At 57.3% G+C, this 11,862-nt stretch carries 10 protein-coding genes; 3 read left to right on the forward strand and 7 right to left on the reverse strand.

From position 1 onward, the window contains the following. Positions 1–149 precede the first annotated feature (149 nt). Positions 150–425: a DUF3077 domain-containing protein gene (locus LU682_RS21815; RefSeq protein WP_020193848.1), complete on the forward strand. Its 276-nt coding sequence runs from the start codon at positions 150–152 to the stop codon at positions 423–425. A gap of 198 nt (positions 426–623) precedes the next feature. Here the strand turns inward: LU682_RS21815 and LU682_RS21820 are convergent, their stop codons facing one another. After that, the gene (locus LU682_RS21820; protein ID WP_049587306.1) at positions 624–1,307 is read right to left on the reverse strand and encodes a hypothetical protein; all 684 of its coding nucleotides are present in this window, start codon (positions 1,305–1,307) and stop codon (positions 624–626) included. Positions 1,308–2,111: 804 nt separating this feature from the next. Here LU682_RS21820 and LU682_RS21825 point away from each other — a divergent pair. Beyond that, complete coding sequence (locus LU682_RS21825) at positions 2,112–2,405, forward strand: hypothetical protein (protein ID WP_232014089.1); 294 nt, start codon at positions 2,112–2,114, stop codon at positions 2,403–2,405. Positions 2,406–3,353: 948 nt separating this feature from the next. Here the strand turns inward: LU682_RS21825 and LU682_RS21830 are convergent. Together LU682_RS21830 and pgi are read right to left on the reverse strand one after the other, a co-directional pair. Then, positions 3,354–3,635: a hypothetical protein gene (locus tag LU682_RS21830; RefSeq protein WP_079732503.1), complete on the reverse strand. Its 282-nt coding sequence runs from the start codon at positions 3,633–3,635 to the stop codon at positions 3,354–3,356. Between the two features lie 210 nt (positions 3,636–3,845). Further along, positions 3,846–5,510 (reverse strand): glucose-6-phosphate isomerase, encoded by a 1,665-nt coding sequence (gene pgi / locus LU682_RS21835; protein WP_010952844.1) that lies wholly within the window; start codon positions 5,508–5,510, stop codon positions 3,846–3,848. A gap of 275 nt (positions 5,511–5,785) precedes the next feature. Here pgi and kdsA point away from each other — a divergent pair, with 275 nt between their 5' ends. Beyond that, complete coding sequence (gene kdsA, locus LU682_RS21840) at positions 5,786–6,628, forward strand: 3-deoxy-8-phosphooctulonate synthase (RefSeq protein WP_010952843.1); 843 nt, start codon at positions 5,786–5,788, stop codon at positions 6,626–6,628. Positions 6,629–6,702: 74 nt separating this feature from the next. Here the strand turns inward: kdsA and LU682_RS21845 are convergent, their stop codons facing one another. From LU682_RS21845 to LU682_RS21860, 4 genes are all read right to left on the reverse strand, one after another. Further along, the gene (locus LU682_RS21845; protein ID WP_049587275.1) at positions 6,703–7,650 is read right to left on the reverse strand and encodes a KpsF/GutQ family sugar-phosphate isomerase; all 948 of its coding nucleotides are present in this window, start codon (positions 7,648–7,650) and stop codon (positions 6,703–6,705) included. Between the two features lie 52 nt (positions 7,651–7,702). Continuing rightward, positions 7,703–9,712 (reverse strand): polysaccharide biosynthesis protein, encoded by a 2,010-nt coding sequence (locus tag LU682_RS21850; protein WP_014860664.1) that lies wholly within the window; start codon positions 9,710–9,712, stop codon positions 7,703–7,705. A gap of 102 nt (positions 9,713–9,814) precedes the next feature. Next, positions 9,815–10,819, reverse strand: coding sequence for an MraY family glycosyltransferase (locus LU682_RS21855; RefSeq protein WP_010952840.1), 1,005 nt, complete (start codon positions 10,817–10,819; stop codon positions 9,815–9,817). Continuing rightward, positions 10,816–11,787 (reverse strand): UDP-glucose 4-epimerase family protein, encoded by a 972-nt coding sequence (locus LU682_RS21860; protein WP_010952839.1) that lies wholly within the window; start codon positions 11,785–11,787, stop codon positions 10,816–10,818. Before LU682_RS21860 ends, LU682_RS21855 begins: the two co-directional genes overlap by 4 nt. Positions 11,788–11,862 lie beyond the last annotated feature (75 nt).

Genomic DNA, 11,862 nt, shown 5'->3' on the forward strand with positions numbered 1-11,862 from the left:
CTGACTTGCCTGTCATGGCAGTCGTACGCGGGCAGACTTCGGTCTGGCCGAGCTTTGTAGCTCCCTCGGTTTCTCACCCCGTGTACGACTGCCGCCCTGGTCCGTGAGAAAGATCTGCGTGGCAGTTCCACCTATCAGGAGCAACTACCATGAAAAACAACAACCAATCCCCCCTCCTCACCGCAGGCATCGAAACCTTCCTCGAAGCCGGCAACCCCACCCTGGACCTGCTCCGCGTCCAACCCGGCATCCCCGTCGATGACGCCTATGAACACGTCTCCGTCCTGCTGGGCTACTGCAAGCACCTGGTACGCGAAGGTGACATGGAAGACGACCACAAGATGCTGGGCGCAGCGGATTACCTGCTGGCCACCGCAAAAGCCCTGATGAACGACATCGAGATTGCGAAAAACAGGCACCACTGAAGGGAATGACGCGAGACCAGGCGAGGCTATGCCTCGCTTGCAGTCAGAAGAAATGGGCTTCATCAGGCCAGACGTGGCGAGGGCAAACCACTGCATTGGCCAAGCACCCCACACTGTGGGAGCGGGCGCGCCCGCGAACACCGGCACCGCCGGTGCCATCCATCCCATGCCTACAAGATCACAGCCCCCACCCGCCGCTCAAATCTCACTGCGCGGATAAACACTGATAAACGCCGAGATGGCAATTGCATCCCCATCATCCACCTTCACCCGCGGGCTCTGCCCCGAGCGTTTGATATCCGAGGCAAAATCAGCGGTCTTGAATGCCTGCTCAAGCTCGTCACCGCCCACCCCGGCATAAACGACCACCTGGGTACCGGTATTGTGCTTTTGCAGGGGCAGCTGCTTGATCTGAACCTGCACACCCGCCTTGGTCAGCGCAACGGCAATTTCCTTGGCAAAGCGCACGGCTTCCTTGTCATCTTTGTGGATATTCAGCAACACCACCGGTGCCAGCGTCTTAGCCTTCAGCTCGCCCGCCAATGCCTTGAACGCCTCATGCGCCTGCGGCGTCAGCGCTCTGGGCTTCAGGCTGGCCTCCAGCTTCAACCGCTCGGCCCTCTCGCGCTCCAGTTCGGCCCTGAGCGCATCGTTCTGCTCAATGAGTTGCTCGATCTCCAGCCTGGCCTGCACGTCCGACTCGTGGACGATAGTAACCGCCTGCGCCCCACGGGAAACGGGCACTTCGGCTTGCTGGTTTTTTACATCCGAGGTCATATGGGCAATGATCATCGCACTGGCGGCGATCAGCGCAGCGATTACCGCAGTGGCAGAGGCTATGGCATGGATAAGGCTGGCTGCGTCTGCTGAAATATCAGACATAAACAACTTCTTGAAGTTAGGGATGTTCATCGGGCGGATGCTCTGGTGCGGATACAAGTCAAGCCAAGAAGGCTAGTGAGTCCTGGCAGAGTGCGATATTTTTCGGTTTTGCTGGAAAACACAAATACTCCACCAATGTTGCATGCCACACTGCGCCCTCTACGCTCCCTCTAGTGAATAAACCCAGCGGCCGCGCAAGGACAATGTCGGCTGTTGCCCACTCGCATTCGCGCTGCGCCCCTTCGGAAGTGGACCTGCCTGGCAGCCCTATCAGCCATCACGCAGTTTAATCAGTGGATCTCCCTTAATAGCCTCAGAAGACTTAAGGCTGGTATGGCGTGAAAACTATCGCGTGGGGTTACAGACTTGATCTGAGAAAGCGATACATCCTCTTACGCGCCAAAAGAGAACCGTACAATGCCGCTCAGGGTGAACAAATAAAATTTGGTACTCAGCTGCGCTCCTTTTGACCTCATCGGTTACCTACGTGAGTGGCCTCACTTAAATATTCACGCCCTGCGTAACCTCATAACAAGGAATCATGAACTAGACAAGTAGCCCCTCATCCTTCCCTATATTGCTTCAGCATGCCCTCAACCAGCCGCAGCCCCCCTGCGCGTAGCGGCACAACGCCAGTTATCCCGTAAGGCTGGCAACCTGACGCGATCTGCTGTATGTATGATGCCCTTTCGACCCGGGGAGAAGGCTGTGGAGTGGTACGAGTCGCTTTTTTTGCAAATGTGTAGTCATGTTCTAACCCAGTCCAAGATGGCAAATCGCCGCGGACTCACTGGGGCTTTGACTATGGACACGCCATCGACTCGCGATCTGGTGGAGAGTTACGAGCGTAATGTGGCAGTAGCGTTCAGCGCAGCAGAAATGAAAGACCTTCTTTCACAAGGTGCAAACTGCGTGGTCCTGATCATTGTGAAAGAGCACCAATTTCAGAATTTCTTGACCGATATCAACCGTCAGCAAGAGGTCGTCTTGAGTGCCACATTGCGTACGGATGCCCGATCCACCGAGTTTGCCAATTACCATGTCGACATCGCGATTATCCGACCCACCTCGTCAGGCCCCATGGACATCGCTCACTAAAATATGACGTTCGTTATAGCCCCTAACGCCGGGCAAGCGCCGCTTACACTCATCTTCCGAAAGTGTAGGCGGCAGAAATTGCAGCGCTCACCTGGCGGCGCCCTGAGCATCCTATGGAAACTCCAGCTATGATGCCCCCGGGCCCTGATCGATGTGCAAAGCGACGGCTCATTCAGGGTGAGTAGCCCCCTCGCCTGCATCATGGACCTGAACGCTCGTGGCAATAACCAAGCCATGGCTTTTACAAGCTGGCTCCACCTGCCTCAACGAGGTAGCGCAGCAAAACTCATGCGGCTAATCATTTGGCCCATCATCACCTTCTTGACGGCGCCTTCAGTCGGCACCGCATATGACGAAGGATTGCTCATCAGCCTTTAAAGCACTCCAGGCTGCAGCAGCAAAGCCCAAAGCGTTGACGCAGCCAGCAAGATATAGAAAAGTCTGTGGTAAGGGAGCGCTCCCCCGGCCCAGAACATCCCCGAGAGCATCACCAACCAGCCCAACGGTAGAAGGTAACTGTGGGCCTGTCCTGTGTCGCGGAATCGACTAATACATCGGTCGACCTCTGACTTTCTTGATAGAAAGGGTGAGGTTCACTGGCTGTCTATAGGGTGATGCCGTAACATAGGATTGTGAATATCACGCTTTACGCAAAAGGTCTTTGTTTACTGGCCATTTGACACTCAGTTACGAAATTTCTACCAAGATCGCACCGCGTGTCAGCGCCAGCTTTGCGATCTGGATGCCAACCTTCACCCGGCACAGCACAGGATCTAACTGCTCAGCCAGCCTCAGAGGGGTCTCGGCAGGCGGACACGAGCAGGGGCCCTTAGCTAGTCGAAATAGGCAAGCCGTGTAACCCACTTTGCGCATGCTTTGGAGCCAGCGGGTCACGAAAATGACCGAGCGCTGTGGTATCGCCGAGCGCCTAGGAATATGATGTGATCATCACTTACAGATGACTATCATACTTCGGCTAGTGAAGCCGGCAGGATTAATACCGAACAAATAATCCCCAGCCTCCTCCTCGGTATCACCGGACCGCGCTACAACGCGGTATCCTCGTGTACTACAGGAGATCTCAGCTCTCTGGTAACAGCGGTCCCATGACGAAGATAGGCCTGAACAGTTGATGTGAACGCCTGTCTTACCTCTCACCGTCTTCATTTCCGAGGACGCAGCGCATCCGGTAAGGGCAATTGCAGCGATTAGCAGAAGTGCATTGTACATTCAGATCCTCTAGTCACAACTGGGACTGAGCCCCATCCAAGAGCATTAGCACTTGGATGGATGACAAAATCTGCGAATTACCTACCCTGTTGACTGTACCACCTCTGCGTCGAAATGCGGCCTGCTATTCACCGCCATGATGCGCTAGTGTTTCCGGCGACCACCAGCTCCGCTCGGACGCTCCTCCCGCCGGGCCAGTATCAAGCAGGGTCAGCCACGGTGTTTACCACGAAAGTAATTGATCAGGCCTTGGGTGGAACCGTCTTCGGCGCTGTCTTCCAGGCTACCGACCAAGCGCTGGTAAACGCTCTTGCCCAGTTCCTTGCCCAGCTCGACGCCCCACTGATCGAAGGCGTTGATACCCCAGATAACGCTCTGTACGAACACCTTGTGCTCGTACATGGCCACCAGCGCACCCAGCCGGCGCGGGCTGATGCGCTCGACCACCAATGTGTTGCTCGGGCGGTTACCCGGGATCACCTTGTGCGGGGCCAGCTTTTCGATGTCTGCTTCGTTGAGGCCTTTAGCGCGCAATTCGGCTTCAGCTTCCTCGCGGGTTTTGCCCAGCATCAGCGCCTGGCTCTGCGACAGGCAGTTGGCGTACAGCCACTGGTGGTGGTCGGCCACCGGGTTGAAGCTCACCACCGGCACGATGAAATCGGCCGGAATCAACTGGGTGCCCTGGTGCAGCAACTGGTGGTAGGCATGCTGGCCGTTGCAGCCCACGCCGCCCCAGATCACCGGCCCGGTGTCGGTCTTCACCGGGGTACCGTCTTGCAGCACGCTCTTGCCGTTGGATTCCATGTCCAGCTGCTGCAGGTGCTTGGTGATGTTGCGCAGGTAGTGGTCGTACGGCAGGATCGCGTGGCTGTTTGCGTCCCAGAAGTTGCCATACCACACGCCCAGCAGGGCCAGTAGCACCGGCATGTTCTTGTCGAACGGTGCGGTCTGGAAGTGCTGGTCCATGGTGTAGGCACCGGACAGCAGTTCCTTGAAGTTGGCAGTGCCGATGGCCAGGGCGATCGGCAGGCCGATGGCCGACCACAGCGAGTAGCGCCCACCCACCCAGTCCCACATCGGGAAGATGTTTTCTTCGCGGATACCGAACGCTACAGCAGCGGCCTTGTTGCTGGATACGGCAATGAAGTGGCGGTACAGCTCGGCTTCCGAGCCGCCTTGGGCCAGGTACCAGGTCCGCGCGGCCATGGCGTTTTTCAGCGTCTCGAGGGTGTTGAACGACTTCGACGAGACGATGAACAGGGTGGTTTCGGCGCGCAGGTTGGCCGACAGCTCGTGGAACTCGCTGCCGTCGATATTGGCCAGGTAGTGGCAGCGCACGCCGCGCTGGGCGTAGGGTAGCAGCGCTTCGGAAACCAGCTCGGGGCCGAGGAACGAACCGCCAATGCCAATGTTGACCACGTCGGTGATCGGCTTTTCGCTGTAGCCGCGCCACAGGCCATCGTGAATGCGACCAACCAGTTCGGTAATCTGGTTGAGCACCTTGTGCACTTCCGGCATGACGTTCACGCCGTTGACGCTGAGTTTGTCACCTACAGGCCGGCGCAAGGCGGTGTGCAGCACCGGACGGCCTTCGGAGGCGTTGATGATCTCACCGCTGAACATCGACTTGATGGCGTCCTGCAGGCCCACTTCATTGGCCAGGTTGACCAGCAGATCGCGGCTTTGCTCGGTGATCAGGTTTTTTGAGTAGTCGAGGAACAGGCCGCAAGCGCTAAGGGAAAACTGGTCGAAGCGCTTGGCATCGGCGGCAAAGGCTTCGGACATGCTGAAGCCTCGCATGGCTTCGCGGTGTTGCTGAAGCGCCTTCCAGGCTGGCAGAGCAGTGACATCGTGAGGTGTACGGTAGAACGCCATTGCAAAAAGATCCTTGATACGGGTAAAGCCAGAACCTATCAATCGTTGTCAGGTTCCACGTCGGCGACATTATAGGCAATGCCCATGCGCAAGAAAGGGAAAAGCCGCATTCATGCGCGCAAAATACCGCTCACAAACGCCTGGCAGCCTCGCCATGCTCGAAAGGCAGCAGAAAAATTGTAGAATCGGCACAACCACGGTTAGCAAGGGCGCGCTGACTATTATCCCTTTGCCATGTCCTGCGGGTTGCCCCCTAAGGACCTATCGAGTAAAAAATGATCAAGATCAACTCCACAATCGAATGCTCCAACTCGGCTCCTTTTGTGCTATTCGGCGGCATCAACGTGCTCGAGTCTGAAGACCTGGCCCTTACTGCCTGTGCAGAATATGTGCGCGTCACGCAGAAGCTGGGCATCCCGTATGTGTTCAAAGCCAGCTTTGATAAAGCCAATCGCTCATCGATCCATTCCTACCGTGGCCCCGGCATGGAAGAAGGGCTGCGGATCTTTGAAAAGGTGAAGGCAGAATTTGGCGTGCCGATAATCACCGACGTTCACGAAATCTACCAAACGGCCCCGGTGGCGGAAGTCGTCGATGTGCTGCAGCTGCCGGCATTCCTCGCCCGTCAAACAGACCTAGTTGTTGCCTTGGCCAAAACCGGCAAGCCGGTGAACATCAAAAAGCCCCAATTCCTCAGCCCTTCGCAGATGCAGAACATCGTGCATAAGTTCAAGGAAGCGGGTAATGACCAGTTGATCCTTTGCGACAGGGGCACTTGCATGGGCTACGACAACCTGATCGTGGACATGCTTGGCTTCGGCGTCATGAAGCGTACTTGCCAAGATCTGCCGATCATCTTTGACGTCACTCATGCCCTGCAGAATCGCGACCCATCGGGTGCGGCTTCTGGCGGTCGGCGCGAGCAGGTGGTAGAGCTGGCACGTGCCGGCATGGGAGTCGGATTGGCTGGCCTGTTCCTGGAAGCCCACCCAAACCCTGATCAGGCCAAGTGTGATGGCCCGAGCGCACTGCCATTGGACAAGCTGGAACCCTTCCTGGCACAAATCAAAGCGCTGGATGATCTGGTAAAATCATTCCCGCAATTGACTATTGCCTAATCTACGACGGTGAGTAAAGCCGCTTCTGGACAAGAAGCGGCTGCCTACCCAGGCAACGATAATTACCGGCTGTTTCACGCTACGGGATTGCCGTCAAAAATCTCGACGACGCCAACAATAGCCCCGCAATCGTCGACCACCGCCAAGGCACGGATTTTGTTCTCCAGCATGTAAGCTTCAGCGACCGACACGCGGCAATCCGCTGGAATGGTGTGGGGGTTCAGCGTCATGAACTCAGTTACAGAGGCATGAATAACCTGGTTATTTTTTAACAAGGCACGACGCAGGTCGCCATCCGTTACAATACCGACAAGTTCATTACCATCCATCACCATGGCTAAGCCAAGCCGGCTTTGCGTCATCATCAGCAGGCAGTCTTGAAAACTGCTCGCTGGCGAAACAATCGGTGCCGGCGAGTGCATTACGTCAGCTACGCGAGTCAACAATTTTCGACCAAGGCTTCCGCCGGGATGGTAACGGGCAAAGTCCATCGGTTTGAACTGATTCGCGGTAATCAGAGCCACTGCCAGCGCATCCCCCATGGCCATGGTGGCTAATGTGGACGTGGTAGGCGCTAGGTTATTTGGACAAACTTCGCGATCCACCGAAATATCAAGCCAAATGTCTGCATGTTTGGCTAGAGTGGAGTTGCCGCTCCCGGTCATCGCAATAAATTTATTGCCGAATGACTTGAGGCTGGGAATCAGCTTGATCAGCTCTTCGGTTTCTCCGCTGTAACTTATCAGCACCAGCACATCAACGGGCTTGAGCATCCCCAGGTCGCCGTGAAAAGCTTCTGCCGGGTGCAGGAAGAAGCTAGGCGTACCGGTAGAGGCAAAAGTAGCGACCATTTTTTTGCCAATCAGGCCGGATTTGCCCATACCACAAACTACTGTCCGCCCTTCACAGGCAAGAATCAAATCGACCGCGCTTTGGAACTGACCATCAAGACGATCCGCTAGTTTGGCGACCGCCTGGGCCTGGGCAACGAGGGCTTCTTTGGCGATATCAAGATGGTTCATCTTCACTCTTTAACTCATTAACAAAAAAGGTATGCTTCAACGGGACGCGGCATCAACTGTCCTGCCGCTGCTGTTGGTAGATCCAGTCGACAATTTCTCCTTCCGGCACATACCCGTTCACTAGTTCACGCAACAGTTGCCGGATACGGCCAAAGTCATCCACCGCCACTGCATTGAGTAACACGGCAATACGTTCACGCAAGACGTCCCAAGTGACGTAGTCTTCATTCGCTACCATGATCATCGGGTGGACGGTAGGCGAAACGTCATCGCCAATCAACAACTCTTCAAAAAGCTTCTCACCTGGGCGCAACCCCGTGAACTCGATGGCGATATCACCATTGGGGTTACCCGAGCTACGTACGCTAAGGCCCGAGAGATGAATCATTTTCTCAGCCAGCTCAACAATTTTTACCGGCTCCCCCATGTCGAGAACAAATACGTCCCCGCCCTGCCCCATCGCCCCTGCCTGAACCACCAGTTGAGCGGCTTCGGGGATAGTCATGAAATAGCGGGTAATCTTCGGGTGGGTAACCGTAATTGGGCCACCGGCCTTGATCTGCTTGTGGAACAACGGGATCACCGAGCCAGAGGAGCCCAGCACATTGCCAAAGCGCACCATGGTGAAGCGGGTTTTGTTCACCCGGGCGATCTTGCTGCTGTCACCGTACATGACGGGTGCCGCCTCGCGGCTTAGTGCTTGCAGAATCAACTCGGAAAGACGCTTGGTACCGCCCATCACGTTCGTGGGGCGCACCGCCTTGTCAGTCGAGATAAGCACGAAGTTGGCAACGCCTGATTGCAAAGCAGCCTGTGCGGTACAAAGCGTGCCGAACACATTGTTGAGTATACCCTCCGCCATGTTGTGCTCAACCATGGGCACATGTTTGTAAGCCGCCGCGTGGTAGACGGTGGCTACCCGCCAAGTGGACATAACGTGGGCAAGATGCTGCTGATTGCGTACCGACCCCAGAATGGGCAGCAGTCGCACCGGCAGCGACTCGCGCGCAACGCGTTGCTCCAGCTCACTGAGGATAGCGTAGAGGTTGTACTCGCTGTGGTCGAACAGCAGCAATGTCGTTGGCCCAAGCCCTATGATCTGGCGGCAAAGCTCGGAGCCGATGGAGCCACCGGCCCCGGTGACCAGTACCGTTTGCTTGTGGATGCAGCGTTCGAGCAGCCCTTCCTTGGCGGGTACCGGGTCACGCCCAAGCAAATCGGCAATGTCCACGTCTTGGATGTCATCCACTTTGACCCGGCCACTTGCCAGGTCGGCAAAGGCCGGCACGCTGCGCACGTGCAACGGGTAAGGTTCGAGCAAGGCGAGAATCTCCTTGCGCCGGGCGCGCGATACCGAAGGCAGGGCGAGGAGGATTTCCTGTGCACCGGTTTCCTTGATCATCTGCTGCAGATGCTTGGGCTTGTACACCTGCAAACCGGAAATGACCCGGTTGGCAAGGTCACTGTCATCATCAATGAACGCCACCGGGCGCATCGCCCGCCCCATGCGCAACGCTGCCAGCAGCTGGTTGCCGGCGGTGCCTGCACCATAGATGGCTACCTTGACCAGGCCATCATCGCGGTTGGCGAACGGTATCTGATGGGCGCCGGTAAACCAGTCACCCAGGAAATACTGGCGCATGATCAGGCGTAAACCACCAATGATGACCATGCTCAACCACCAATAGTTGAAAATGATCGAGCGCGGCACGATTACCTGATGGTTGCTGTACCAGTACACAACCACAGCCAGAATGAGCGATGACAGGGTAACGGCCTTGATAATGGTCACCAATGCATCATTGCCGAAGTAGCGCATCACCGCCCGGTACATGCCAAAACGAATGAACAGCGGAATGGCTACGAGAGGCGCAACCATGAACAACCAGGCGTGTTTGATGACCGGGTTGTACATTTCATCGATGCCCAGGCGCACGATAAAAGACAACCATAACGCCAACCAGATCAGCACCACGTCGGCGCACACTTGCACAAGACGCTTTTTCCGCCTGGACAAGTTAACTAGGTACTCACGCACCCTGCTGTTCTTTGCGTCGCTCATTCGGCTCTCCTCACCGCAAAAGGACCTCGATTGAACAACCGGAGCATGGCGCCCCACTGCGGGTCAAGCAGCCCTTTACGATGCCTTGCGTGCTTGGCCATCCTATTCTTGCTCCCCAGCCTGATAGGTGATTGCCAGCAATATCAGAGGCACATAAGCGAACAGGGTTCCCAGTGCGCCATCGAGGTTCAACAGCACTACCGCCAGGGCCACCGGTAGTAGCCAGACCAGGTTAATAGCCGCCACGGCCAGGCTCACCGGTCGATGGTGACCATGCCGGCGAGCCGCATACTGATAAGCATGGCTGCGATGCGCCTGATAAACCTTGTCACCGCGCAGCAGGCGCCGCGCCAAGGTAAACGTGGCATCAACCACGAATACACCCGAAAGTATTAACCACCCCCAGAATAATAGCGGGTTTACCCAGCCTGCCACTAATGCCAGCAGCCCTAGCACGATACCCAGAAAGCCACTGCCGGCATCGCCCATAAAAATACGTGCGGGGGGGAAATTCCAGCACAGGAAGCCCGCCACAGTGGCCGCCAGTAATATCGGCAGCCACGCTGCCTCGGCATGACCAGTGAGCCAGTAGAGCAGGCTTCCGCCCATGCACACGCAGATGGCCTCGATACTGGCGATGCCATCAATGCCGTCCATGAAATTGTACAAGTTGAGCAGCCATACCAAATACAGCAAACCGATGGCGCTACCCAACCAGACCGGCGCCAGCAACAAGCCGAAAACGCTGAGCGGCGGCATCCCCCCTAGCCAGGCGAGCCCCCAAGCGGCCGCCGCAAAATGCCCCAACAGCCGCCAGCGTGCGGCGATGTGCCCGTGGTCGTCCATGAAGCCTATCAGCGCAACCAGCCCCCCCGCCCCCAACACACTGGTCAGCACTGCCGGAGCAACGTACCCGCCCCACCCCAGGCCCAGCAACGCAGCCAGGAAAGCGACCACGAAAGCCAAGCCGCCGCCTCGCGGGGTTGGCAAGGTATGCGAGCTACGCGCATTGGGGATGTCCAACAGGCTACGGGACAGCGCATAGCGGCGCAGCACGGCGGTCATCAAGCACGAGGCTACAGTTGCCAGCACAATCAGCCATATCATGGGCGGCGTGCACCCAGAAAAGATCGAGCGGTCATGTTCAGTCCTTGTTCCAATGTGCAAGGGGGGTACCAGCCTAGCAATTGCCGGTTTTTTTCAATGTCTACCTGCAGCGTGCCAAAGAGCCGCTGGGCAAGGTCTCGCCGGCCAATTAACAGCACAGCGCCGCGCAACAGGCCCGCGGGGACAGGCAACAGCCGAGCGGGCCGCCCGAGCGCAAGGCCCAGTGCACGTAGCAGTTGGGTGAGCGAGACATCGTCACCGTCGCTGGCCAGGAAGGTTTGGTTGGCAGCGCGAGGATGATCGATGCAGGTAACGACCAGGTCGACCAGGTTAGCCAACGAGACCAAGCTGCGACGGTTGCAAACCGCGCCGAACGGCAAGGGTACGCCACGCTGCAGCCAGCGCATCATACTGTGGAAATTGGCCTTGACGCCTGGCCCGTAGACCAGCACCGGTCGTATCACCACCACTTCCATGCCCGTGGCGGCCGCTAGCTGGCGCAGCCCCTGCTCCGCTTCGTGCTTGGACACGCCGTAGGCGTCCTGAGGTGCGGGGCTATCATCGGCACGCAGCGGCTGACCGGGCTGGCTGGATTCGCCATTGACCTTGATCGAGCTTATGAAAATAAAGCGCCGCACGCCTGCCGCCGCAGCCTGGCGGGCAAGGTTGAGGGTGCCGTCGACATTCACCCGACGGAACTCGGCCAAGCTGTCGCTGGCGGTTTCCTTCATTACATGTACACGGGCTGCGGCATGCACCACTAGGTCGACACCTGACAATGCCCGGGCCCAGTCGGTGGTGGCGCTCAAGTCCGCCACAGTCACCGCCTGAATACCGGCCACGGAGGCCCCGCCAAGGTCGCGCGATGCAGCCCGGATAGCGAAACTACCCAAGGTGGCCAGCTGGCGACACAGTGCGCCACCGACAAAGCCGCTAGCGCCTGTAACAAGTATTGTGCGTCTTTCCATGGGCTCGGTCTCAATTCACACAGGCCGCTTCGTGCCCGTTTCGCGGCGCAGGGCCACCCTCATAGAACAACGCAT

Source organism: Pseudomonas alloputida, from assembly GCF_021283545.2.
Lineage (GTDB): Bacteria > Pseudomonadota > Gammaproteobacteria > Pseudomonadales > Pseudomonadaceae > Aquipseudomonas > Aquipseudomonas alloputida.

Excerpts from the sequence above, each read along its gene's own strand:
- LU682_RS21815 (WP_020193848.1), top strand. The coding sequence starts at position 150 with ATGAAAAACAACAACCAATCCCCCCTCCTCACCGCAGGCATCGAAACC.
- LU682_RS21820 (WP_049587306.1), bottom strand. The coding sequence starts at position 1,307 with ATGTCTGATATTTCAGCAGACGCAGCCAGCCTTATCCATGCCATAGCC.
- LU682_RS21825 (WP_232014089.1), top strand. The coding sequence starts at position 2,112 with ATGGACACGCCATCGACTCGCGATCTGGTGGAGAGTTACGAGCGTAAT.
- LU682_RS21830 (WP_079732503.1), bottom strand. The coding sequence starts at position 3,635 with ATGTACAATGCACTTCTGCTAATCGCTGCAATTGCCCTTACCGGATGC.
- pgi (WP_010952844.1), bottom strand. The coding sequence starts at position 5,510 with ATGGCGTTCTACCGTACACCTCACGATGTCACTGCTCTGCCAGCCTGG.
- kdsA (WP_010952843.1), top strand. The coding sequence starts at position 5,786 with ATGATCAAGATCAACTCCACAATCGAATGCTCCAACTCGGCTCCTTTT.
- LU682_RS21845 (WP_049587275.1), bottom strand. The coding sequence starts at position 7,650 with ATGAACCATCTTGATATCGCCAAAGAAGCCCTCGTTGCCCAGGCCCAG.
- LU682_RS21850 (WP_014860664.1), bottom strand. The coding sequence starts at position 9,712 with ATGAGCGACGCAAAGAACAGCAGGGTGCGTGAGTACCTAGTTAACTTG.
- LU682_RS21855 (WP_010952840.1), bottom strand. The coding sequence starts at position 10,819 with ATGATATGGCTGATTGTGCTGGCAACTGTAGCCTCGTGCTTGATGACC.
- LU682_RS21860 (WP_010952839.1), bottom strand. The coding sequence starts at position 11,787 with ATGGAAAGACGCACAATACTTGTTACAGGCGCTAGCGGCTTTGTCGGT.